The following is a 25,208-nucleotide window of genomic DNA, read 5'->3' on the forward strand; positions in this document are numbered from 1 at the left end:
GCCCGGTTACCCCTGCACTCGACGAGGAGCGCACGTGCTCGACGCCGCCTCACCCTGGGCACCCTTGCTGCCCTCCGCCCGCCGCGTGACGCTGGAGGTGCTCCTGCACGGCCCGCTGGCCCGGTCGGAGCTGGCGGACCGGCTGGGCCTGTCGACGGCGAGCCTGACCCGGCTGACCAAGCCGCTGATGGACGCGGGCCTGCTGCGCGAGGTGGACACGCCGAACCTGCGCGGCGGCGGCCGGCCGTTGCAGCCGCTGGACGTCGACCCGGACGTGCAGCGCTTCATCGGCATCAAGCTCGCCGGGTTCCGCGCCTACGCCGTGTTGACCAACCTGCGCGCGGACATCCTCGACCACGCCTCCGTCGAGATCGCCGACCAGGACGTCGAGTCGGTCGTGGCCCGGATCGCCGACCTGGTCGCGTCACTGGACGACCCCGCGCGACCAGTCGCCGCCGTCGGCATCGGCATCGGCGGCGTGGTCCACGAGTTCGCCCGCGTCCAGCGCGCCGTGTTCCTGCACTGGAAGGACGTCGACCTGAGCGCGGCGGTCTCGCGCGCCACCGGCAGGCCGACCGTGGTGTCCAACGACCTCGACGCCCTGCTGGAGGCCGAACACTGGTTCGGCGACGGCCGGGACGTGGACAGCTTCGCCGTGCTCACCATCGGCGCGGGCGTCGGCGGCGGCCTGGTCATCCACGACCGCCTCGTCGGCGGTCCCGACTCCGGGCTCGGCCTGCTCGGCCACTTCCCCGTCGACCCCTTCGGCCCGATCTGCCCCGAAGGCCACCGCGGCTGCGTGAAAGCGCTGCTCACCACCGACGGCATCCAGTCGCAAGCCGCCCTCACGCTGGGCCGGCCCGTCACCTACGACGAGGTGCTCGACCTCGCCGAAGCGGGCAACGCCGTCGCCGACCAGATCGTCGGCCGAGCCGCCCACGCGTTCGGCACGCTGATCGCGGCGGTCGCCAACATCGCCCAGCCTGAACGGATCATCCTCACCGGCGAGGGCATCCGCCTCGCCCAGGTCGCCGAGGCGCGGGTGCGGGCGACCATCGCCCAGTCCCGGCACGCCGAGGCGTCGCCGATCGACCTGCGGTTCATCAACGACGACCCCACGCTCTGGGCCCGCGGCGCCGCCGCCGTGGCCATCCAGCGCACCGTCCTGGCCGTCCTGCCCCTGCGGGCCGGCTGACCACACCCATCCCGATCCCCCACGGCGCGGACCGCCGTGGCGATGGCGCACGCCCGCCTCCGCCGAGGCCCGCTCAACGAGGAGCACTCATGCGACCACCCAGACCACGCGCGGCGATCGCGCTCGCCGCCGCGGCCTGCCTGCTGTCCGCCCACCCCGCCGCCGCCCAACCAGCCGTCGCCCAGTCGGAACCGCCGGGCGCACCCGGCGCGGCGGCCACCTGGACCACCGGGGACAAAGACGGCATCGGCACCTCCACCACCACCGGCTCGAAGGTCTGGTACACCCTCACCGACGGCACGCTCAGCGAGATCTACTACCCCAGCGCCGACACCCCCAACTCCCGCTCTCTGGAGTTCGTCGTCACCGACGGGAAGTCCTTCGCGCAGCGGGAGACCGAGAGCACCACGCGCACCACCGCACTGGTCGACCAGCGGTCGCTGACCTACCGGCAGACCGCCACCGACACCGCCGGGCGCTGGACGCTCACCAAGACCTACATCACCGACCCCGCGAGCGCGACCGTGCTCGTTGACGTCGACTTCCGCTCCCTCAAGGACGCGGACCTGCGGCTCTACGTGCTGTTCGACCCCCAACTGGCCGGTGACTCGGGCAACGACACCGGCCGCGCCACCCGGGACGCGCTGACCTCCGTCGACACCCACCTGCCCTACCGGCCCGTGGCCGCCGCCCTGGTCTCCGGCACCGGTTTCACCGCGACCTCCACCGGCTACGCCGGCGCCAGCGACGGCCTGGCCGACATCACCGCGAACTACACGCTCACCTCGCGCCACCCCAAGGCAGGTCCGGGCAACATCGCCCAGGTAGCCCAACTACCCACCGGCCGGGCCGGCACCCGCACCACCCTCGCGATCGGCTTCGCCGTCGACGAACAAGCCGCGCTGACCACCGCACGGGCCAGCCTGCACCGGCCGTTCGAAGTCACCAAGCGCTGGTACCAGCTGGGCTGGCACCTCTACACCGCCTCGCTCAAGGCCGCGCCCAAGCAGTTGAGCGGCGACCTGCTCGACCAGTACTGGGCCTCGGTCATGGCGGTCAAGGCGCACGAGGACAAGACCCACCCCGGCGCGTTCTCCGCGTCGCTGACCATCCCGTGGGGCCAGGCCGTCCCCGCCGACGGCGCCTCCGGCGGCGGCACCGGCTACCACTTCGTGTGGGCGCGGGACATGTACCACCAGGTGTCCGCCCTGCTCGCCGCCGGTGACACCGCCGCCGCCCGGCGGGCCGTGGACTGGCTGTTCACGCGCCAGCAGCGCCCCGACGGCAGCTTCCCGCAGAACTCGAAGGTCGACGGCACCCCCGACCAGACCAACGTCCAGCTCGACGAGACCGCGTTCCCGATCCTGCTGGCCTGGCAGACCAAGCGGTTCGACGCCGCGTTCTACCGCGACCACATCGCCAAGGCCGCGGACTACCTCGTCGAAGCCGGTCCCAAGACGCCGCAGGAGCGGTGGGAGGAGACCGGCGGCTACTCGCCGTCCACCCTGGCCGCCCAGATCGCCGCGCTCACCGCCGCCGCCGACATCGCCCACCGGGCCGGCGACCCCGACGCCGCCGCCCTGTACCGGGCCACCGCCGACTCCTGGCAGCGCCAAGCCGAGCGGTGGATGGTCACCACCACCGGCCCACTGGGCGACGGCGAGTACTACATCCGCATCTCCGGCAGCGGCGACCCCGACGACGGCGCCACCCGCAACTGGGCCAACGGCGCCGGAGTGCACCCGGAGAACGCGCTGGTCGACGCCGGCTTCCTGGAACTGGTGCGACTCGGCGTCAAAGCGCCCGACGACCCGGCCGTCGCCGGGTCGCTGCCCGAGGTCGACGCCTCGATCAAGGTGAGCACCCCCAGCGGTGAGCTGTGGAAGCGCTACACCCACGACGGCTACGGCGAAACCGCCGACGGTGCACCGTGGACCGGGGTCGGCATCGGCCGCCCGTGGCCGCTGCTGTCCGGCGAGCGCGGCGAGTACGAGCTGGCGGGTGGCCGCGACGCGCTGCCGTACCTGCGCACGATGGCCGCCACCGCGAACAGCGGCCGGATGATCCCCGAGCAGGTGTGGGACCAGGCCGACCCCACCCGGCACGGGCACGTGTTCGGCAAAGGCACCGGTTCGGCCGCGCCACTGGCGTGGGCGATGGCACAGTACGTCCGGCTCGCCCAGGGCATCGCCGCCGGCCGCCCCGTCGAGACGCCGTCCGTCGTAGCCGACCGGTACCGCACCGGCCCCGTCGCCACCGCCGCACTGACCCTCGACGGCCCCGAAGACTTGTCCACCGCCACCGGCCGCACCGTCCGCGTCCACGGCAACACCAACGCCCCCAGCGTCGTCGTGGCCGTCGGCCCGGTGAAGAAGCGGGTTGCGGTGACCGGCGGCCGGTTCAGCACCGAGGTCGACCTGACCGGCATCGACAACACGATCAGCGTCGCCGCAGTCGGCCGGGATGGCGCCACCGCATACGAGCGGCGCACCGTGCTGTCCTACGGCGAACGCGTAGGCGGGCTCACCGACCCCGTCGGCGACGACCACGGACCAGGCACCTACGTCTATCCGACCAACAGCGCATTCACCCCGGACAGCTTTGACCTGACCAGGTTCGACGTGTTCCGCGACGGCGACAGCGTCCGGTTCGTCACCCGAGTGGCCGGCGCGATCACCAACCCGTGGGGCGGCAACGGCATGAGCGTGCAGCGGGTCAACATCCTGCTGTGCGACCCGGCTTCCGACGCCCGCACCGCACCCGGCCTGCCCGGCACCAACACCGCCACCGGCGGCACGTGGCAGCGCGCGGTCGTGGCGGACGGACGCTACGCCGACCAACCACTGTCGCTCGGCGTCTACGACCCGGCCCTGACCAAGGTCTCCGCAGCCGAGCTGCGGGTGGTGCCCGCCACCCACGACATCGTGGTCACCGTGCCCGCCTCCGCGCTCGGGCTCGACATCGCCACCGCCGGCTACCAAGTGTCGATCTACTCCAACGCCGAACCCGGCGAGGGCATCGGCCTCGTGCGACCCGTCTACAGCAAGGCGCACTGGGACAACGGATTCCCGTGGACCAAGGAGTTCCGCTTCGGCGGCGGCGCGGGCGAGCAGAGCTTCGACCTGCCCAGCCGCGACACCGACACCCGCGACCCCAACACCATCGACGCCATCACCGGCGACGCCGCCCAGTCCACCGTCCTCGACTGGACCACGACCATCCCGGTCGTGCTGCCCTTCGTCAACTTGCGCCCCTGAAAGCAGCGGGCACGGGCACCTGGTCGTAAACCGGTGCCCGCGCCCGCACCCCACAATGCCTTGGGCACATGGTCAACCAGCCGGTCGAGCCTGATCCGCTCGGTGGAGACGGGCACCGGTGCAAGCTGGGTTGGCTGCGCCCAGCTAGACAGACGATGCGATGTACTGCTCCATCCGGGCACTTCGGAGGGACGGCTAGTCATCACGACACCCCTGCCTCGTCACGTCGGTAACCCAACCTCTTTCCGACGCCGAGGACCGCGCCATGACGGTGTCCGCCCTGCCACGCCCCACCACACTCGCCGAGTGGATCGCCGCCACCATCCCACCGCGCATCGCGGCGATGGACGCCGCTCCCGTCGAAAGCCTGCGGTTCCTGTTCTACGGTCGCGCCTCCACCCGCGAACACCAGGACCCACGCACCTCACGTGCGTGGCAACTGGACATCGCCCGCAAACTCACCCGAGAACACGGCACCATCGTGGGCGAGTACTTCGAGGTCGGATGCTCCCGGCAGTGCCCTGGCATCTGCGGCCTCGGGCCGCGGCAATGCTGCGCTACATCGCGGCCAACGCCGACCAGATCGACGCGGTAGTTGTCGGCGAGTGCGAACGCGCGTGCTGCGCTCCCGCCACCGTGTCGTCACCGCCATGCGCATGCAGACCATCGAGCAGGGACGCTACCTCGGGGGCAGACCTCCCTACGGCTACCGTCTCGTCGACGCCGGGCCGCACCCAAACCGGGCGTTGGCGCGGCGCGGGGTGCGGCAGCAGCGGCTCATGCCCAACCTGGCCACCGCGCCCGTCGTGCAGCTGATCTTCTCCTTACGCCTGGCCGGACACAGCACCGCAAGCATCGCCCGCCACCTCAACGAGAAGTCCGTACCGAGCCCGTCCCCCACGCACGCCGGGTCGAGCACGGCAGCTGGTCGCTGCGCACCGTGACGGAAATCCCGGGCAATCCGCGCTACACCGGCCACGAGGTGTGGAACCGCACCAGCGCCGACCGCGCCACCCGCTCCCCCAGTGGACGACGCGCCACCGTGCGCAACCACCACCATGACTGGGCGATCTCGACCCGCATCGCCCACACGCCGCTGGTAACCGAGCAGGACTTCATCACCGCCCAAACCATCCAGGCCACCAGACGAAACACTCGCCAGGCCGACACCGACCCCAACGAGAACGTCTACCTGTTGGCGGGCCGACTCCGGTGCGGGTTGTGCGGACGAAAGATGGACTCCCACCGGGCTCACGCCCGCGCCGCCTATCGCTGCCGTCACGGCCACGCCGCCGCCCACACCCGACCCGAGGATTCACAGCGCAACCTCTACCTCCGCGAGGACCATCTACTCGCGCGCATCGCGGCACACCTCACCGCCGCGGGCATCGCCGACAACCCCGACACCGAACACACCGCACGACTGGTCCACGAACTCGATCTGACCTTCAGTGCCGACACCGGCGGGATCACGTTGCTCAACCACAACACCACCGCGCGAGCACGCACACCACGCCGACGCCACCCACCACGACCCGCTCGGACCTCGGCCCCGGACACCGGCCACGAAGCAGGCCGACAACTCCTCCTGGCCCTGAGCCACACGACCGCCTCGGAAGCCGACCAGTCCGACACACCCACAAGCCGGAGCAGCGCCGCGACAAGACCGGCGGCCCACCCCGTCCGACACTCTCGCCAGACGCACAACCGCCCCACTCGCCCCGCCGCGCCACAACGACAGCGCCACCGCCCCGGAATCCACGACGCCCTCCGCACGACCCGCTTGCGGGACGCTCCCCAGGTCCGCGGAGACGACCCGCCGCCGCACGACCACCCGGACAGCCATCGTCACGAGGTCTCCACGCGCAGAGCCGGACGGCGCCCGCTCCTCCTGCCACCACACCCGCGCACCACCCACGAGCAAGGGGCAACGAGTAAGCTCGACGCGATGCCGGAAACACGAAACCCCACGACACAACCCAGCTGACCTGGAATTGCATCGTGGGGCAAATTATGTGTCCGAGAAGTTTTCCCGAACACCCGGCTGTGGGAAATTTCCCACCTCTTTCCAGACGTGGAAGTGCATAAGCCCAGTGTAGCAGCCTCGTGAGGCGTCTGTGCAAGAGTGGGAAATTTCCCACTTCGGCTTTCGCTCCGAGAAAGAGGTGATCTCTTTGGTGGTTACATTAGGTGATTGTCGGTGAGGTTGTCGGATTCTTGTCCGTACGTGTAGATGTCGGCGCAGATATATTGTGAGATTCGCGGTCGCTTCAGGCCGGCAAGAGCGTGCAATGGGCTTCTGCATGGAGTTCGAATTGGCGATGGGTGGGCGGTTGTCGAACTGGATGGCACTGATGTGTATTTCGTTCCTATATGTGACAGCCGGTAATTGCATTGGGAAGTGCGGCAGGTTTGGAGGCGATCGTGGTGGCGTTGTCGGATGACGGCGATCGGGGCGCGTTGGGCTCGTGGATGGCCGGTGCGTCCCGCCGGGGGAGGGGAGCCGGGTCTGACGAGGTCTCCGGCGGGGTGCGGTTTGCGTTCTACGGGTGTACGGGCGGGTTCGATGGCGATGCGCCGGAAGTGTCGGAGGAGTGGCAGCGTGAGATGGCCGAGCACACGATCGCCGGGAAGGGTGTGATCGTGGCGGGTTTCTTCGACATCGCGGTGACGGCGCGCGTGTCGTGGTTCGATCGTCCGCAGGCTTCGGCGTTGCGCGTGGCGTTCGGTGACCCGGACCGCGGCTTCGACGCCGTGGTGGTCGGCGACTACGAGCGGGCCTTTGGCGCCGTCGCCCAGTTCAGGGAGACGGTGTCGCTGTCGGGGCGTCATGGGCTGCGGGTGTGGATGCCCGAGGCGGGCGGTGTCATCCCGGTCGACGGTCGGGGGTTTCCCGCGTTGTTGACCGTGTTGCAGTCGGTTGTCCACTCGCCCGCGGCGTGGGGAGGCGAAGTGGGGAGACGTCGAGTGGGTGGGCAGGGCGGACGCCGAGTTCGACCTTGACGGAGGTTGCCGTGAGTATTGCTCGCCTCCTCTGCGCCTGTGTCGTGAGCAGGGCGCTGGCGCTCTACGTGCAATTGCGCAGCGTTATGGCCGAGACCGCCGGCGTGTGCTGATCTTGTAGCTGGCGGCGCGGTGGGACCGTCGGGCAGGGTTCGAGGTTGTCTTCGCGGGCGAGATCCGGGCGCAGCCTCTGCCCTGACGGGGGCGTGATCGGTGCCGTTGCAGTCGTGTCGGACTGAGGTTTGTCGGTGCCTGCACGTAGCGTCGATTCTGTGAGCGAGCCGAGTGAGGATCAGGCCGTCAACGGCATCCAGTTGCGCATTGAGGACATCTCCGAGTCCGCTCTGGGTTGGCTGGGAAGTCCGGAGGCCGAGCACGCCCGCCGCGCGATGGTCGAGCTCGCTTGCGCAGCCGCCACACCCGTACGGGACGGCGTAGACCACCTCGGTGGTCTCGGCGATCACCCGCCCGATCCGTGCCGGGGCCCACCGTCGGCCCAATCGTGCGCATGCCCTCAATCTGTTCGACGAGCGCTGGCCGAAGAGACGCTGACCCCGCGTGCTGGCTTGCCACCGTGGCGATGCATGACGGAATACGGTGCTGCAGGGCGTCGACCTGGCGTGGTGTGAAGTACAGCGTCGTGGGGTCAGCTTGCGCATCGCCGACCAGGGCGACTCTAGGCTCGACGCACCTCGGCACGGCCTCTGCGGGATGACCGCCGCCGTGATGCAACACGGGACAGACGGCGCAATCCGCCAGCTCACCTGCGCCGAACGCCTCCAGGACACGTACACCGGCTCGGCATCGGCACAGCACCGGGCCGCCGCGAGCCAGCGGTCGTCGGGCGTTGCCGCTGTTGCTGTCCGTTGCACCGACCTGGCGACAAGGACATTCGACTTTCACTCGGATAGCCCATATCCATCTGTCGATCGCCTGCTCCTGTCTCAGTGGCGGTTCGGCTACGAGCAGCCCTCGTGCTGCTCGTAGCCGAACCGATCAGACATGCTCCCGGCCGAGCGAGGACAGCAACCTGCCCATGGCACTGCGGAACGGACCCGAGCCGTCGCATCCAGCACAGACGCGACAGCGACGCCTGCCGGGATGCCACGTCGTACCTTCGGAGGTGCGTGCTGGTGTCCCGGCCCTACCGACTGGCGCCTTCGGTCGGTCGCGCGGCACCCGAACGACGCGCGGTCAAGGCTGCGGCTCCGAACCCAGATCTGACCAAGCGTCCGCTCGGGCGAAAGGCTCGGGAGGACTCAGGTGAAGCCGAAGCCGCGCCAATACGAGCTAGCGGTGGATTACGTTGGCTTCAGCAACCCCTTGCTACGGCGCTGGGAATTGCGCCGTATAGCTCGACGCATGCCCTCCTGTACTCGTGCCAACGTGCGTGTGAAATACATTCTTCACGCGTTGGCAGACGTCGAGGAGTGTGGGCAGAAGTTTTCGGCCGCGTGGTCAACGTATCGCCGAATCCGGTGGATACCGTCATTCATGGCGATCTGGGGCGCATGTGTTGTAATATCTCTCTTTAGTATCTTTTTTGTGGCCGAAGAGATAACGCCGGTCCTGGTGGCGGTACTTCTCATTCTTCTTGTGTGCGTCATTCTTGTTGTGTGCTGCGTGCCGGACATGAGAAAAGTGACAAACTCTCTGTTCGAGGGCGCCCTGGTGGCCCATAAAGAGTTGCAGGATGCCGAGCAGCGCGTAGAAGTGTTGATACGCAAGCCGTTTGCCGCTGACCCGTGGGCGCCTCTTCGTGCGACGGTGGCGGAGTCGCAAGCCAACGGTGATTATTGAGTGTTCGACGCGGTTTGAGGAGAACAAGGAGTGAGGCATGGAAATCCCATTTGAGGCCACCGCCCTCGGCGGAGTGGCGGCCGGAGTGCTGGTCGAGCTGATGGTGACCGAAGGGTGGAACAAGACGCGCGACTGGTTCGACAATTTTTCCCGACGTCATCGCGGCGAATCTTCCGAGCGGGATATCGCTCGGCTGGATTCCGCGCGCAACGCTCTCATCGTCGCATCTCAAGGTGAGCGCGAAGCGTTGGTCGAAACTCTGGAGACCGAGTGGTCGGTGCGTATGCGCGACTTCCTGGACGACCACCCCGATGCCATTGCTGAGGTTAGGGATTTCCTGGCCGAACACGACAAGGTGGCGCAGAAGGCGGTGGTCGGCCACAATATCACGATCAACGCGCGAGCTGACCGCAAATCAACCCAGAACATCACCGGAATCGGCAACATCGGCATCGACCCGAGGAAGTAACAACGATGCGGCCCTCTTCGGATGACGCTACACCGTACGACCACCCGACCATCGAGCCGAACAAAACTACTCCTCGGGACATCAGGATCGAAGCGCAAGCCGAACCGTTTTCGACACAGATCGTTGGGGGCCACGGGGACATTCACTATGCGCCTAATATCTATACCGGTCACGCGTGGGTTCACTCGGACGAGATTGCCGACAATCAGGTGGCCGAGGCGCAGAAGGCGTTTGTCCCTCCTCCTGGGTATGGCGATGCCTGGAGCACGCTGAACAGCAGGAATGTGCTCATCATTTCCGCTGCGCCCGGTACCGGCAAGAGGACCGCTGCAGTTAATCTCCTCGCGGAACTGCGACAGCCACGGCCGGAGCGTCAACACACAGCACAAGCGCGTCCGAATCTCGAACTTCGAGAATTGGACGAGGATTGGGAGAAGCCTCGGATCTCCAAGCTGCAACTTTTCCCCGATCAAGGACTCCTCCTGGATTTGAGCGACAGCCTGGATCAGGCTCCTGGCGAAGAGTTCGGCACACAACTTGTCGACTACGCAAGCAAGCTTGCGGCGATCAAATCGTTTCTGATCGTGCTGACCACCCCTGAGGTGTGGAAGGCGTGCGCCGGGTCGACATCCGACCTCACTGTGCGGGACCTCGGCCGCCCGACGGCATACGCGATCGTCGAAGCGCGATTGACCCACTCGTCTTCGCCGTACCCTGAGCGCGTGCAATGGCTCAGTCTCGATGGCTTCCGCGAGATTCTGCGCCATAACCCCCTTCCGGGCGATCTGGATGGGCTCTACCAAGCGATCGTCGCAGCCGAAGACTCCCCTGCGGGGCGAGCCGACGCCGTTGACCAGTTCCACGGGTGGCGTCGTCACCTCACCGACTGGTGGAAATCTGAGGAAGCCGAGCGAGGGCCATACGAACGGGCGATGCAGATCGTCGCAGCCACTGTCGGAAGCGCGCCAGCTGGCGACATCCTGACGATGACCGACCACTTCCTGGAAGTAGCCGGACACGCGACAGACGTCCATCGGCCGCTGTCAGGTCCCGACTTGAGTGAGCGACTCCGTCGGGTAGGAGCCGTGACAGGCGAAGACGGCCTGGTAGAACTGGAACCCACCCGTCCTCGATTCCATGGCGCCGTCTTGGATCACGTTTGGCGTGAACGCGTCCAGATCCACAACTACTACAAGCAGTGGATTGTCCAGGTCACCACTGACGGGCGGGTCGGCAAGAAATACATCGAACAGATTGCTGCCTCGGTGACCGGCATGGGAATTCGACGCGACTCCGTCGAGTTCCTCGAATTGATCGAAAATTGGGTTAAAAATCGAACCGATCAGGACATATTGGCCACGCGCATGTTGGAGGACACATGCCTTGATCCGGTTGTGGGGGCGAAAGTTCGCAAACGGCTGCGCGCGTGGTCCGACCAAAAGAGCACGCCAGAGCGGCTCGTTGACATCGTTATCGCGGTGTGCCAGGGCGAGTTGGGGCGTGAGCGCACGGTGGTCGCACTGACACGTCTCAAGAAAATTCTTCTGCGCTCTAATGCGGATCTATTCGCGGAAAAGGTCAGTGCAGCGATCGTTGCTATCGCGCATTATCCCGGCCGTCTTCAGGAAGTACTAGCTGAAGTCATCGGTTGGATGGGCGAGCCTAACCCGACGCCGGGTCAAACAGGCTTCCTGGCATTGATGGAACCTTATGTCGAGATCGAAAACGGTGGCGAACCACCTGTGGCGCGTCTCTTGACTGAGTGCCGACACGACGACGATATACGCAACGTGCTCGCTGCTGCATGGCATACGGCCGTCTACGCCGATCCAAGTGATGGTGAGGTCGTCTCCGCGATTCGCAGACTCCTGAGCTTCGCCAACAGAAGGCCGGAATTCATCGACATCACTGTCGACATCATCGGGCCGGCGATTCAAGGCAATCTCAAGAAGACTATTGCCGGAAAAGTTCTCTTCAATCCTGCAGTGGGTAATGTCGAGGATGGTGGCAATGCCGCCCACCTCAAGTTGCTGGATCTTTTATTCGACGAAACACACCACGCGGTGCCCGCGACACCTGTTTCCGTGGGTTTTCCTGTCGAGGAAACCCTAGTCGATACTCCCGATGCAGTCGAAGGATTCCCGATGTGGAATTCTCTGGGTCCAGACGAGGTCACCGACGAACCGCGGAAGGTGGACGGCCCGTCGAGTACGGCCGCAGTAGAGGATGACCAGGAGACTGTCACGGACCAAGACAACGGTTCCGGGTGGGCCGACCGAGGAAGTACCATAACGGATCGCCAATCGGAGTCTTCTGACCTGAGTGCACCGGCTTATCCGATCATGCCGACAGCACCTCCACCGGATGGTGCCGGCATTGAGCGAAGGAGTTGGTTTCGGCGATGAGTGATCGCCCTCGCCGCCGCCGATTCGTTTTTTCTGAGCGAAACCCGCGATGGCGCCCGCCGGTGAACACCCGAGCGGTCATCATGGACACTTCGCTACCAAGCAAGATCGACGGCATCGACTTTACAGTGACGCTTCGCGCGGCGTGGACGAGCGACGACCCGAAGGTTTCTCGACAGCATGGCTACGCGTTGACGATGGAACACCTGTGGAGGACAGCGGAGCTCATTACGAGAAAGTGGTACGTATTGCACCACGATGCCGCTCAAGCTGCTGTCAACGCCGCCATAGATCCTATGGTGAATCTCGAATCAGTGCCGCTCGCGGTGACCGGAAACGCTACGCTCACTGCATCGGCGCAAGCGATCAGTGCCACCAGGGATTATTTGACGCTGCGTAGGGATGAGGAGACCCGACGTGAACGCACGAGCGCTCAACTCTACGCGCTACGTCATGCACTCAAATCTCCTGGCATCGCCGAATTGTGGTGGGCGAGCAACAATCCCCAACAACTTTCCGTGATCGACAGTGACTCGTTTAAGAGTTTCGTTTCCGCCATAACCGCTGCCCGTGATGATGAAATGCATCCCAAGACTGCGATCGAGCAAGTAGTCCTCAAGTTCATCTCAGAGTTCACGGGCGCGGAGGATCGACAGCTTCTCATGAACGTCTTCAAGCTCCTGTTGGTGCGATTCGACAAACACGACCTCCTCAAGGAGCTCGGATAATCGAGAGTCGTAAAATCCTGTAACACAATGGGGTGGTGATGTTTCAGTGCTATTGAGCGGCAGGTTCGTAGCACGATGTGCGCCTGCCGTGGAGTTTGTCGGCTGTTCCTGCGAAAGCACTGGCGACGGCATGATCCCCAGGATTTTAGAAACGTGGTGGCCGTCGGTGCGTCCTTCGCCAGGAGGCTACGCCAGTTCAGGAGACCGTCGTTCTGGAGTCGCCCCACGACAATGATGGGATGCACGCCGAGCGAACTGGCCACTGTGGCTAGCCAGGTCTGACTGATGCGTTCCGGTACTGCGGGTAGCTGGTCTGCTAGTACCCACTCTCTGGCTTCGCGGTCGGCTTCCTTTTCTCTGTCGAGGCTTCCTGCGTCGCCTTCGTCGAGGATCAGTCCATCGGCGATGTGGTCAAGTACAACGTGCGCAACCTCGTGCAGCAGCGTGAAGAGAACCTTGTCCATCCGGTGTCCTCGACCGGAAATGTCGATGACAGGGGCGCCATCTAGGTTGAACGAGGCGCCGTCAATCTTGCTGGAAGGGAACGCTTCGACGTGTACGAGGCGCACGCCGACGTCGGCAAACAGGTCCGGCAGTGTGGCGAAGGCGGTGGGATCGCGTAGTAGCCGGCTCAGTTTTTCTGCGAGGGCGCGTAGCGCTTCGGGAGAGTAGGTTGACACACGACGCTGGTTGACCTTGCCGTGGGAGCCGCTGCACCTACTCAGGCGGGCAACGGTGTTGTCCGGGCATGGTTCGTCACGAGCGTTGGCGCAGCACGGGGGATGTTTGAAGTACATCACGTCGCTTCAGCGGAACGCCCACGGCCGGATGGAACTCTCGGACAGTGGTAGGGATCCTCGGTACCATCGGCGGTCGGTACAAGCCGAGGATCTTGGCATTGCGTTCGCGCTGGCTGCGGCGCTCAGGATCGCGCGGCGACGCCACCCGGACTACCGATTCGAGATCGTCGACGCGGATGTCGCGCTGGAGGCGGGGTGGGCGCTGCGAGGCAATGAGGTGAAGACGAAGTCCGATACCAGACTTCGGCCCGACTACTTCCTGTTCGGCTTCCGGGAAGGCGAGGCGGCACGCGTCATCACTGTGGAGTGCAAAGGCTCCCACGGGGCGGCTGACGCTCAGCACAAGCAGCTTGCGAAGGCGGCCGCGCAAGTGAACGCGGTGGTGATCGGGGACCCGGAGCAGGGTGACGTGACACCGCCTGGGCTGATGATGTCCACCTCGCTGGACGACACCGGCGGCATCCAGATGAGGATCCTCGATCCGCCCGGTGATGGCACACTGGCGCTGTCAGGCGATGGAGATGACCACGAGCCTGGTCTCAACGGGGATGTCCAGGAATACCACGAGTTCCCTGGAATCCCCGTACGTGATGAGGAAGCGGAGCTCGACCGTCGCCCGGGGTTCTACATCGCTCCTGAACGGTCGGAGTGGTTCGCTCGGGTCCTTGCCCGAACGGCGAGCGCCGGGTTGTTGGCTTTCGCCGGAGATCGGGACACCGCCGGGGGTCTGCTGACCCCGCGCCAACGGGTCAGGCTCGGGGGTGAACACGAGACTGGGCCTAACCACGTCGACTTCGACGTCAATTTCGAGCTGGCCGGTCTGTCCCTGGTCGGCACCGACCATGTGTTTCGCTTGAACAAGCAGCGTATCGAGGTCTTCTCGGGGAAGATGCCTCGTGTTCTCCACGATCTCCTCAGTGGCGAGCCCGATATCAAGGGAACCCACGACATGCTGCCCGACCTCAGTGCCCAGTGGCGGGAACGCCGAGAAGAAATCATTGCCGAATGGGGCGGAGTGATCCTCATGGACGCCAACGGTGCGGTGATGGGGCTGAGGAAGATGGGCGATGGGCATACCCCTCTCGGCTGATTCGGTGCCCTAGAAGGCCCATTCGGGCTTGAGGTGAAGGGGGCCTGGTGCGGAGATGAGGGATCTGTGGATAAAAGGATTGGTCGTGACGTCGAAGACTCGTTGATCGCGATGTCGCTGAAGGTCGCGCGCTAGCTCCAGGCCGCTTGGGGCTGCCGGATCCTGTTCGCCTGGACTTCGACGGACTTCAACATCAAATTCATGGACACTAGAAAGCTGGGGAAGCGTTTGATATCTTCAGAGTAGATGCCTGGTGACACCAGGATATCGTTGCTTCTCGGCCCTGCCGGGTTGGCGGCCCGCCGGATCACCTGATCGAGCGTACTTATCCCGTCGGGCGGTCGGGGCAGCCGGTTTTGTCGGTGTCCGCTGGTGGAGTTCCCACCATGTTGACGCCCCAGGATGTGGAGGACGCGGTGGGCGGGTTCGCCGCCGCCGATCGGGACAGCTTGGCCGACCATGCACGACACGTACGCGACACCGCTCGCCGAAAGGGCCTGACGGTGTTGGCGGCGTCGTTGGACGTCGACACCGTCGTGTTCGACGACGAGGTCACCCTGGACCAGGCTCTCGACGCCGCAGCCGCCTGCGGCGCGGTGCTGTTGTACCTCAACCATCGCACCGTGAACGCCGCGGCGGTGTTGGCCGCCGCCGGTGACCATCTCGCCGAAGCCGATCATCGGAGGCTGCGTACCACCTTGGACAGGATCGACGGCTGGACCCGGCAGGTGGAGGTCGGCTTCGCCCACGGTGGTGTGGTCAACCTCTGGTCCGCCGTCGCGGCCTGGTCGGAGCCGCTGGAGCAGTTGACCGACACCGCTGCGGACAGGGTACGCACTGCACGGTGGTCGCCGGAGGTCGACGACGAGGAGGAGGCGCCGCAACATCTGCCCGAGAACGTCGTGCGGCGGTGGGTGGACACCGTGGCGGCCGATCCGGGATTCCGGCGCGCGACCTGGCGCGGCCACCAGGCCGCGGCACGGGGTGTACCTGGCTTGACCGAGCTGCTGGGGAACCCACGCCTTCGCTGGCATGAGAACCACATCGTCAGCGCGGCCCTGGAACTTGTACGTGACCAGGTTGAACAGCAGGAACAGGCGCTGCTGCCACGCAGGGCGGACCTGGCCGCCCGGCTCGCCGCCGACCCGGGCTACGCCGCGTGCATCACCGCAGCGGCGCGCAAGCGCTACGCCGCCGAGTGGATGGTCGAACATGCCGAAGGACTGCGTTTGTCCGCTGACTGGGTCGGGGAGCTGGTCGCTTTGGCCAAGAAGACGCCGACAGGCCAGTTGAGCCTGTGACCGTCCGTCCGCCCACCACCGGCTACCCGACTGGTCCGCCGGGACTGAACCTAGGCCCGGCCTGGGCGTCGACCGCGAGTGCGCGCCTCGTCCTCGTCGAGTCCGGCCGCGGCGAGTCTGTCCGTCCCCTCGACGATCGTCGCGAAGGCTCGTGGTCGAAGCCGTCGGGACGCCTACGTCCGGGGAGCCTCATCGCGACATGGTAGGTGTGCGATGAATCCGGGTGACGGACACGTCACCCGGATTCATCGTTGCGGCGGGTCGGTCACAACGGGCAGGTCCGCTGGTCGATGCCAAACAGCTCCCACGGCTGCACGTGTTGGGTGATCTCGTCCGGTGGGATCATGCAGATGTCGGGTGCCCAGGCGAGGAACCGCTCGCCTTGCGGCGCGGCGATGTCGAACCGCCGGGCCTCGGGGCCGTGGTCGGGTGCCGGTCCGAGGTTGCGGGTGGAGGCGCGGGGGTGCCAAACGACGAAGGCGGGCACCGGGATCTCGACTCCTGCCAACGTCATCGTCTGCGGTTCGTTCCGGATGAGCACGGCGTGGTCGTCGGAGGGTAGTTCGCCGCGAGGGTCGATCCGTGGGCCGATCGAGCGGGCGAGCTCGACGACTCGTCCTTCGTGGAGTCGTCGCGCGACCCGAAGCAGGATGCGTTCCTGATCGCCGATGGTGGTTGGGCGGCCCAGGCTTCGGCCGGTGAGGGCTTCGATGGCCAGGACGTCTTCGAGCGTGTCGATGACCACCCGGAGTTGTTCGGTGTCCTCGGCGGTGAGGTCGGTGGTGGTGAAGGTCAAGTGCGGTTGGTCGTCGTGTTCGCCGAAGAACGAGAGGGTGTGTGCCTCGCCCGCCTGCAATTGGAAGCGGCACAGCGCCAGGTGGGCCTCGTTGCTCTCGGTTGCGTTGACCAGTTCCATCGACGGCGGATCCGGCTGTCCGTCGGCCACCGGGAACCGCAGGCGGCACACCACTCCGCCAGTGATCAGCACGTCGGCGCTCTGTCGATCCTCCGCGTCGGCGGGTCGGGGTAGGACGGCGGCCTCGTAGGCGGCCACCGGGGTGCCGTCGGCACGGCTGAGTATCACTCGCAGTCGTGTCGCCGGGTCCTGTCGGAGTGCCTCGACGGCGGTGAGGTCACGCCAGACTTCCCTGGGTTGTTCGCCGAAGTCCGCCGCGGTCGCCTCAGTTCCGGCGGGCGCGACGCGGATGATGCCCTCCTCGACGATCTCCGAGCCCACGACGACGTCGCGTTCCCAGTCGGTGGCGTCGAGCACGACCACGCCGGCGTCGCGCAGCTTCTCCATGTAGCGCAACGTCCGCACCACCAGCTCGGCGATCCGGCAGTAGTAGCACACCGCGGCCAGATAGCGCTGACGCATCGGGTAGTCCAGGGCGTCACACCTGCGCTGGTCGGGATCGACGTGCACGAGGTCGATGTACATCCATGCCTCGGCCAGGAGCACGTTGGACACCGGGCTGAGGGTGTCGGAAACCTCGGTTCCCCTCCACTGGACCAGCCCGTAGTTCTCGCCGGTCGTGGTCGTCTTCCACGCCTCGCGCAGCTCCTTCAGCTCGTCACGGTACTGCTCGACGTCAGGGGCCGGACTCGTGTCGAGCAGGCGCTTCAACGCCTTGGTGACCTTGAAGTGGTAGACCGACTCGTCACCGAGAAGCAGCGGGCGGACCCGCGCGGCCAGGGATTCGAAGACCTCCTCGTCAGGAGGAAGGCGGTGGCGGATCCGACTGGTTCCGTCCGGGCGCAAGTGTACGTCGAACCGTTCCCGGGCAAGATCGGAAAGAACGGCGGGGTCCCGAACGAGCGAGTGCGCCTGGACGCGCCGGGCGCGGACGACGAAGGCGCCGACGACTTCACGGTGGCTCGGTGACACCCGGTCCATCATGCCGTGACCTGTCCGAGAACGATGCGGCAGCACGAAGAGGGTATCGGGGGAAGATGTGGTCGTGAGCTTTCGCGACGTCACGAACTCGGTGTCGAACTCGTGGATCAATGGCCCGAGCATCCAGATCGGTTCGGCCGACACCGTCACGCTCGCGCTCGACCGGCCCGATCACCAGGTCCAGTGGTTGCGGGCCGCACCGCGTGACGGCCGCGTTCCGGTACGGCAGAGGTCTCCGAGCTACCTGTTGGACGCCCGACGCGAGGTCGTGCCGTTTTGGCCCCGCACCTACGTCCAGGATCTCCTGGCCGAGTGGTGCGACGACACGGAGAGCCCAGTATCGGTGCTGCTCGTGCATGGTGCCGGGGGCCAGGGCAAGACGCGGTTGGCCAGCGCTCTCGCGGGACGGTGCCACGCCCTGGGCTGGGCGGTGGCGCGGGCGGTCAGCCGCCCCGACTTCCCCGGTGACGTCCTGCCCGACGGTCCGGAAAACACTGGTCCGGCCGACGGCGAGTCCCCGGTGCTGGTGGTGGTGGACTACGCCGAGCGCTGGAGCGTCGACGTGCTGGTCCACCTGATCGTCACCCTGTCGACCGGCTTCCCCGATCGCACCGTTCGAGTGCTGTTGTTGGCTCGTTCCACCGCATCGTGGCTCCCGGTGGCCGACCGGGTGGACCGGCTCGCCGCCCTCGCCGAGCCGATCGAACTCGGGGACCTCGCCTCGCCGGACGAACGCGCCGACGCCTTCAGTGCCGCAGCGGCCGCTTTCGGCGCGGTGCTGGACGTGCCAACGACACCGGAACCGCCTGACCTGTCCGCGCCAGCCTACGGTTCCGCGTTGACCCTCCACATGTCCGCCTTGGCTGCGGTTTGTGCGCAACGCGATCACGACCGGCAGCCAGAGCTCAGCGACCTGTCCACCTACCTGCTGCGGCACGAAGGCCGCTTCTGGCCGCCGGGAAGGCGCGGGAAGATCGCCGACGCCGTGTTCGCCGCGACACTGCTCGGCCCGGTGCGACATCCCGAGGAAGCCGAAGCGCTGGCGGACCGCCTCGGCATCGCTCGCGACGTCCTGCTGACGCACGAAGAGCTCTACCCTCCCGACGACGACACCGCCCTGCACCCCCTGCGTCCCGACCGTCTGGGCGAGGACTTCCTCGCCGAGCACCTCCGACGCCACCGCCGCGCCGAGGGCCTGCTGCGCCGCGTGATGGCCGTGGCCGAGCCGGCGACGCTGCGCCGTGCGCTGACCATCCTCGCGGCGGCGGCGGACCGGCACCCCGACATGCGCAACGCGCTGTGGTCAACCCTCACCCCGGAAACCGTTGCAGAGGCGGGCGAACCACTCGTTCGTACCGTGATCGCGCACGCGCCGTCCCACATCGCGCAAGCCGTGTCCGACGCGCTGCCGCACCGACGGGTGGACCTCCTACAACCGGCCGCCGACCTGGCCAGGCGTCTAGTCAACGAACAGCCGACCGGCACGTCCTCGCTCGACCGCGGGTGGGCCAAGGTCGTGCTGGGCATCCGGCTGACGGAAGCGGGCAGGTCCCATGAGGGCCTGCCGTGGGCGCAACGCGGATGCGACGAGATGGCCATGTCATCACCAGGAGATCCCGAACACCTGATCCAAGTGGCCAAAGCCCTGAACATACTCGGCATCGTCGAGTCGGCCTCAGGCTACGACGAGGAAGCGCTGCGGTCAGCGGCGTTGGCGACCCAGTTCTTCCGCGGCCTGGTCGACCGCTTTCCGGAGTTCAAAGGCGACTGCGCCGACTGCCTCACCACCTACGCAAACAGGCTCGCCGACGCCTTCCGGTACGCGGAAGCCGTCGCGATGGCGAAGGAGGCGTTGACCCTCCGCCGTGAGCTGGCCTCGCATTCCCATGCCGATCACGTCAAGCTCGCCGACACGCTGTCCGCCCTGGGGCTCCACCTGGGGCGTGCACAGCACACCGACGAGGCACTCGCGTGCACCGAAGAGGCATTGACGCTGTACCGCCGGTTCGCCGAACAGGACCCAGATGGATTCCTGGCACCGCTGTCCCGTACGTCGCACAACCTTTCACTCCATCTGGCAGCGTCAGGCCGGCACACGGAAGCCCTGGATGCTGCCATCGAAGCCGTGACGAACACGAGACAGCTGCTGAACCTTAACCACATCGCGCACCTACCCACTCTCCGCACCCAACTGAGCCTCCTCGGATGGCGCAGGGCTGACGTCGGCGACCTGAGCGGCGCGCTGGCGGACTGCACCGAAGCCATCCGGATCGCCCGCGAACTCAAGGCGATCGACGAGAGGGCCTTCTCCAGCCACCTGGCGCAGGCATGCATGACACTGGCCTACATCCAGTCACAACACCCAACACACCATTCACAAGCACTACCCGAAGCGCTCGCCGCCGTCGAGGAAGCACTGACCACATACCGACAGCTCGCCACAACGCACCGCATGTACACCCCGTTCATCCCACCCCTCCTCGAACTCCAAGCGACACTCGAAGAAGCTTGGAAGCGCCAGTGACCGCCTCTACCCTGTGATTCCATCGCAACCGTCTTGGCCCAACACCTCACGCCGACACCGTGACAGGCTCGGTCACAGCCTGCTCCAGCTGACCCGAACGGCACCACCACTGCGGTTCGTGCCGAAGGCGTTCGTTGTCGACCGGAGTGAACAGGTGTCCGGGCACAGGCCAACTGCTCGGCGGCCGGGACGAGTCTGCGGGCGGGATGACCGCCCACGGATGGGCGGCTTCATCCAGCGCGTCCGCGACCATGGTCAGCATCGCAGCCGTGATCTTGTGCTCCAGGTCGGTCAAGCCCACCTTGCGGGTCAAGGTCCACCCGCGGACCAAGCTGCTGGCTTGATGTCGTGGCACCAATGTCGAGTGTCGACCCGGGCTGTCCTGATCACGTAGAGAAACGTGTCGCGTACTACCTCCGCCGCCGAGCGTTCAATCGGGAGACCTGCTCGTGCCCGCTCGCCGCGTCTGGTACCGGCAGTAGGCTCGCGGACTGTGCGCGCGAGCTACCGGGAGCGCCCGCCCTGGTTGGCGCGGGTGGGTGAGGTCGGCGCGGGCGTGCTCATCGCACCGGACCTCGTGCTGACCTGCGCCCATGTCGTGCCCCACGATTCGGTGGACGTGACCCTGGTCCACCTCGGCGTCACGGTCGCCGCGTCGGTCGAGTTCCGCGACCCGGTCGAAGACGGCGACCTGGCCGTCCTGCGCCTGACCGCCCCGGTTCCGGGCGCCGTGTGCGCACCATTGCGGGCGCCGGCCGCGATGAGCGACCACACGTACCTGGTGCAGGGCTTCGCGGGCGGCAACCACACCGAGTCGCGCGGCCGGATCGGAGGGCGGGTCGGTCCGGGATGGGTGCAGATAAAACACACCTCCGGTCACCCGATCGCCCCCGGCTTCTCCGGTGCGCCGGTATGGGACGACGACGTGCGCGCGGTCGTCGGCATCGTCGTGACCGCGCACAAGGCTGTGGGCGGCGGCAACCTCATCCCGGTCCAGGAGATCGTCCGGCGGTGGCCGTCCGCCGCCACCTACACGGGCTGGCGGGTCGACCTGGACGACGCGTTCGACACTCACTGGCTGCCCCGTGCGCGCGGCGTCGAACCGCACGAGCCGACTGACGCCTGGCACTTCGTCGGGCGGCACCGGGCGTTGACGGAACTCGCGTTCTACCTCCAAGGACCGACCGACAGGCGGGTGCGGGCGGTGGTCGGCAGCCCCGGTTGCGGCAAGAGCGCCGTGATCGCGCGGACCGTCATGCTGGCCGATCGGGCGGGCCGCCTACTCGTGCCCGAGGACAGCCTGCCGCCCGAGGTCGCTGTCCCGCCGGTCGGCAGCGTGACCGTGGCCGTCCATGCCCGCGGCAAGACGTTGATGGACGTCGTCCGTGCCATCGCCGACGCGGCCGACGTCGAAGCGGCCGACCAGATCGAGCTGCTGCAACGCTGCGGGCCCATCTCGGTCGTGGTCGACGCGTTGGACGAGGCGGCGGGCGACGCGCCGATGGCCATCGCCACCATGCTCAACCGGCTGGCCATGCATTCGGAGCGGCACGTCGTGGTCGGCACGCGCGTAGGCGCACGCGGGTCGACCACGAACGTCCTGCTGACCAGGCTCGGCAACCCGGTGGTGCTGGACCTCGACTCCGAGGGCTACCTCGACCACCAGGACGTGATCACCTACGTCGAACACCGGATAGGCGACCATATTCGGGCGGCAGCCATCGCGGAGCACGCGGGCGGGAACTTCCTCATCGCACAACTGGCCTGCCTGACCGGCTTGGACCGGCTGCCGACCAGCGTCGGCGCAGCCGTCGACGACTACCTGACCGTGCGGTTCGACCGGCCGCAGGTGGCACGTGACCTGCTCCTGCCGCTCGCCTACGCCGAGGGCTCGGGCCTGCCGGAAGGACCGCTGTGGCTGGCCCTGGCCAACGCTACGAGCGCCGCAGACTACTCCGCCCGCGACCTTTGTGAAGTACTGACTCATACGACCGGTTACCTGGTCGAGCAGACCGCCGGGACGTTCCGACTCTTCCACCATGCCTTGCACGACGCGTTCCGCGCCGAACGGCCGGGCGCGGAACCGGTGGTCTACGAAACCCTGCGCGGACTGGTAACCAGGTGGGAGGACACGCCCGAGTACGTCCGCACGCACTTGACCCAGCACGCCGTCGCCGCCGGTCGTCTGGACGACCTGGTCGAAGACCTCGACTTCATGCTGGCGGTCGACCCAGAACGAATAGTGCCCCACTTTGCGCACGTGACCTCGGAGCGGGCCGGCCTGGTCCGCCACATCTATCGCCGCGCGCTGCACACGTTCGAGGAAGGCGACCGCACCCACCGTGCCGCCTGGTTCGCGTTGAAGGCGAGGCAGACTGGCTTCGACTCGCTCGCCGACGAGGTCAGCGGCCCGATCGCGTGGCGTGCGGTGGTGTTGGCGCAGCGACACCCGGAGGACAGTCACCAGGTGCTCGGCCCTGTTTCAGGGCTGAGGCGGGCTGGCATGTGGTTGGACCCTCGGGGTAGCCCAGCAGTTTTGACCACCGGCCGCGACGGGGTCGCCGTACTGCACCGATACCAGGACTACCGCCTTGTCGAGGTGGACCGTTTGGTCACGGGTGACCCATACCTTGAGGTACACGCGCAGGAGGTGCTGGCCGACGGGCGAGAGGTGGGGTTGAGCACGAGCCGGGACGGCGTCCTCTGGAGGTGGTCGTTCACAGATCGGCTACACGTCACCGGGACCGTCCAGCTCGCCGGGATGCGGGGCGTCGGCGACGTGGACACGACCGTCACCCAGGACGGCAGACTGCTCGCCAGCGTGGTGGACGGCTTCTCGGTGTGGGTGGTCGACTTCACTGACGATGCCCCCTCCCTGTTACATCGGGTGCCGCTCCCGGGCCACACGTGCGCGATCACCGCTGAGGGCGACACCGTCCATCTGGCTTGTGCTGACTCCGATCTGGTGCGATTCGCGGCGTTGACCTCGAATGGGGTCGTCATGCGCGCGGCGACCCACCGGGCGGTAGGCACTTTCAGCGTCGTCCGCTTCGCTACCACCGCGGACGTACCAGTGCTGCTGGTCGCATTCACAGACCGGTCGCCGGGCCCGCTGGAGCAGAGCGCCGAGATATCTTTCCCGGTGGTCGCAGTAGGTATGAGAACCACCTCGCCCACACGGACCGCATGGCGGAACGTCCTCGCCACGGGCATGCTGATGGACGGTCGGGCGGTAGCCGTGACGTCCGGCATGTTCGGCGGAGCCACGTTGTACGAGGTCGGTACCGAGGTTGTCCCGCTCGGCGCGCCTTTGGCCGTGAACCAGGCGATCGCCGGCTCGCTCGCGATCGGCGATGGCCCATACGGCGCTCCTGTAGTCCTCACGCACACTCTGGATCACGTTCAGATGTGGGACGTCGACCGGCCGCCGTCCTCCGCAGCCATACCGCCAGCTATCCCTGACGACACCGAGGTGATCCGTTTCCTACGTGGTAACGGCACCGAGGTCATTGCGAGGAACCTGCGAAGCGACGGCATGGAGGTGACAACGGTGACCGACTACCTCGTGCAGCACATGGCGACCGCAGCTAAGAAAGACATCGAAGTCATCGCACACGCGCCCAACCGACCGGTGATCGCACTGCGTCGGCGCGCCGGAGCGGTGGAGGTGTGGGAGCACACCCCGCAGGGATTCCGTAAGACGCGGCCGGGGTTCACACCGGTCGGGCCTCACGAGGGCGAGTCGTACCTGTCCGTGGACGACACCGGGTCGCTAGTGGTCGTGTGGAACCCATACGGTGAGCTGACCTGGTGGAAGTGGGACGGCAACAGGTGGCACGCCACGAGAGACCACTTCGAGGCGGACCCGATCGAACAGCGGGAGTGGCCTCAGCCCTACTGGCTGCGCGGTGAACCACGAGTGCTCGTCACGGGCGCGGCGACATTCATCGCCCGTCCCGGCAAACGGTTGGCCGATCTCGACCACGACTACATCGTCGAGGTCGCGATCGGGTACGACGCGGCCGAGCCGGTCGTCGCGTTGGACATCGGCGACCGCATCAGCCTGCTGTCGCTAGCGGCCGACCAGTTCGCTCCGTGGTCACGGTCATGGCCCCACGGGCTCGCCTCCGTCCGCAGTGTCGACCTCGTATTTCCCACCGCTGGGCAGGCGCTCATCGCAGCCGGAGGTGCAGGAGGCCGGGTCCGCGTCTGGATGTGCGGTCGCGGCGGAACGGCCCGTGAACTGGCGGCGATCAACCTAAGGTCCAAGCTGGAGGACCTGATCTGGACCCGGGACCACCGGCTGGTCGTGTGGCACACGGACGGCGTGCTGAAACTGGACTTTGGCTAGTCTTTCCTGCCGTCGTCCCCGATCTTGGGTTCGGTGGCCGCTGGCTTGTCGAAGGACGCGGAAACCTTCAACGACCGGCCGGTCGGCCGCGACATGCTGCTGAAGGAACTCATCGCCCACCTGGAGCACGTCGAACTGGCGGCAGAGGGGCTCGGGACACCCGGACCGGGCGCGGTTTCAGGGTGGTCCGTATTTCTGCGGTGTCGGCGTGGGGTGGCCGATGGATCATGCCGGTGCTGCCCCGTTGCCTGGCGGTACGGAAGCGATGCAGGGACCGGCCTGTGGCGGGCTGGACCAGGAGGTGTCCTCGATAATGCCCGAACCGCAGCCACGTGAAGATCCCGCGGCCCGGCCTGCCCGCCGGGACGGTGCCGCCAGCGGGCTCCCG

Annotated in this window: 16 protein-coding genes and 1 pseudogene; 14 read left to right on the top strand and 3 right to left on the bottom strand. The window is 66.7% G+C overall.

Going from position 1 to position 25,208, the window contains the following annotated elements; all coding sequences use genetic code 11:
- Nucleotides 1-34: 34 nt before the first annotated feature.
- The 10 genes from ABD126_RS34910 to ABD126_RS34955 all read left to right on the top strand — a co-directional run bounded on the left by ABD126_RS34910 (nt 35) and on the right by ABD126_RS34955 (nt 12,857).
- Entirely contained in the window at nt 35-1,195 is a 1,161-nt protein-coding gene (locus ABD126_RS34910; RefSeq protein ID WP_343939190.1) for an ROK family protein, read from the top strand.
- Nucleotides 1,196-1,284: 89 nt separating this feature from the next.
- A complete protein-coding gene (locus ABD126_RS34915; protein ID WP_343939192.1) occupies nt 1,285-4,452 on the top strand; it encodes a glucan 1,4-alpha-glucosidase in 3,168 nt (1,055 codons plus the stop codon).
- A 265-nt stretch (nt 4,453-4,717) separates the two neighbouring features.
- Nucleotides 4,718-5,047, top strand: a complete 330-nt coding sequence (locus tag ABD126_RS34920; RefSeq protein ID WP_343939194.1) for a hypothetical protein — start codon at nt 4,718-4,720, stop codon at nt 5,045-5,047.
- Between the two features lie 55 nt (nt 5,048-5,102).
- Nucleotides 5,103-5,396: a recombinase family protein gene (locus tag ABD126_RS34925; protein ID WP_343939196.1), complete on the top strand. Its 294-nt coding sequence runs from the start codon at nt 5,103-5,105 to the stop codon at nt 5,394-5,396.
- Nucleotides 5,393-6,439 (top strand): recombinase zinc beta ribbon domain-containing protein, encoded by a 1,047-nt coding sequence (locus ABD126_RS34930; RefSeq protein ID WP_343939198.1) that lies wholly within the window; start codon nt 5,393-5,395, stop codon nt 6,437-6,439. Before ABD126_RS34925 ends, ABD126_RS34930 begins: the two co-directional genes overlap by 4 nt.
- A 425-nt stretch (nt 6,440-6,864) precedes the next feature.
- A complete protein-coding gene (locus tag ABD126_RS34935; protein WP_343939200.1) occupies nt 6,865-7,455 on the top strand; it encodes a recombinase family protein in 591 nt (196 codons plus the stop codon).
- A 1,545-nt stretch (nt 7,456-9,000) separates the two neighbouring features.
- Nucleotides 9,001-9,255 (top strand): hypothetical protein, encoded by a 255-nt coding sequence (locus ABD126_RS34940; RefSeq protein ID WP_343939202.1) that lies wholly within the window; start codon nt 9,001-9,003, stop codon nt 9,253-9,255.
- A gap of 37 nt (nt 9,256-9,292) precedes the next feature.
- Nucleotides 9,293-9,724 carry a hypothetical protein gene (locus ABD126_RS34945; protein WP_343939204.1) on the top strand — a complete coding sequence of 144 codons (432 nt, stop codon included), beginning with the start codon at nt 9,293-9,295 and terminating at the stop codon, nt 9,722-9,724.
- Nucleotides 9,725-9,729: 5 nt separating this feature from the next.
- Nucleotides 9,730-12,129: a hypothetical protein gene (locus ABD126_RS34950; protein WP_343939206.1), complete on the top strand. Its 2,400-nt coding sequence runs from the start codon at nt 9,730-9,732 to the stop codon at nt 12,127-12,129.
- A gap of 62 nt (nt 12,130-12,191) precedes the next feature.
- Nucleotides 12,192-12,857, top strand: coding sequence for a hypothetical protein (locus ABD126_RS34955; protein ID WP_343939208.1), 666 nt, complete (start codon nt 12,192-12,194; stop codon nt 12,855-12,857).
- Between the two features lie 284 nt (nt 12,858-13,141).
- Here ABD126_RS34955 and ABD126_RS38915 read toward each other — a convergent pair.
- Nucleotides 13,142-13,654: pseudogene (locus ABD126_RS38915) on the bottom strand (phage exclusion protein Lit family protein); the annotation flags it as partial.
- Between ABD126_RS38915 and ABD126_RS34960 the strand changes: the two are divergent.
- Nucleotides 13,644-14,747, top strand: coding sequence for a hypothetical protein (locus ABD126_RS34960; RefSeq protein ID WP_343939210.1), 1,104 nt, complete (start codon nt 13,644-13,646; stop codon nt 14,745-14,747). The pseudogene ABD126_RS38915 and the gene ABD126_RS34960 overlap by 11 nt on opposite strands.
- Before the next feature lie 386 nt (nt 14,748-15,133).
- Entirely contained in the window at nt 15,134-16,048 is a 915-nt protein-coding gene (locus tag ABD126_RS34965; protein WP_343939212.1) for a hypothetical protein, read from the top strand.
- A gap of 265 nt (nt 16,049-16,313) precedes the next feature.
- Here ABD126_RS34965 and ABD126_RS34970 read toward each other — a convergent pair whose 3' ends face one another.
- Complete coding sequence (locus tag ABD126_RS34970) at nt 16,314-18,056, bottom strand: hypothetical protein (RefSeq protein WP_343939214.1); 1,743 nt, start codon at nt 18,054-18,056, stop codon at nt 16,314-16,316.
- On the opposite strand from ABD126_RS34970, the gene ABD126_RS34975 reads away from it, so the two are divergent.
- Nucleotides 18,010-20,469: a tetratricopeptide repeat protein gene (locus tag ABD126_RS34975; protein ID WP_343939216.1), complete on the top strand. Its 2,460-nt coding sequence runs from the start codon at nt 18,010-18,012 to the stop codon at nt 20,467-20,469. The two genes, ABD126_RS34970 and ABD126_RS34975, sit on opposite strands and share 47 nt — an antisense overlap.
- A gap of 46 nt (nt 20,470-20,515) precedes the next feature.
- Here the strand turns inward: ABD126_RS34975 and ABD126_RS34980 are convergent, their stop codons facing one another.
- On the bottom strand, nt 20,516-20,764 hold the full coding sequence (locus tag ABD126_RS34980; protein ID WP_343939218.1) for a hypothetical protein: 249 nt from the start codon (nt 20,762-20,764) through the stop codon (nt 20,516-20,518).
- A 198-nt stretch (nt 20,765-20,962) separates the two neighbouring features.
- On the opposite strand from ABD126_RS34980, the gene ABD126_RS34985 reads away from it, so the two are divergent.
- The gene (locus ABD126_RS34985; protein WP_343939220.1) at nt 20,963-24,820 is read left to right on the top strand and encodes a serine protease; all 3,858 of its coding nucleotides are present in this window, start codon (nt 20,963-20,965) and stop codon (nt 24,818-24,820) included.
- Nucleotides 24,821-25,208 lie beyond the last annotated feature (388 nt).

Source organism: Saccharothrix mutabilis subsp. mutabilis (assembly GCF_039521145.1).
Classification (GTDB): domain Bacteria; phylum Actinomycetota; class Actinomycetes; order Mycobacteriales; family Pseudonocardiaceae; genus Actinosynnema; species Actinosynnema mutabilis.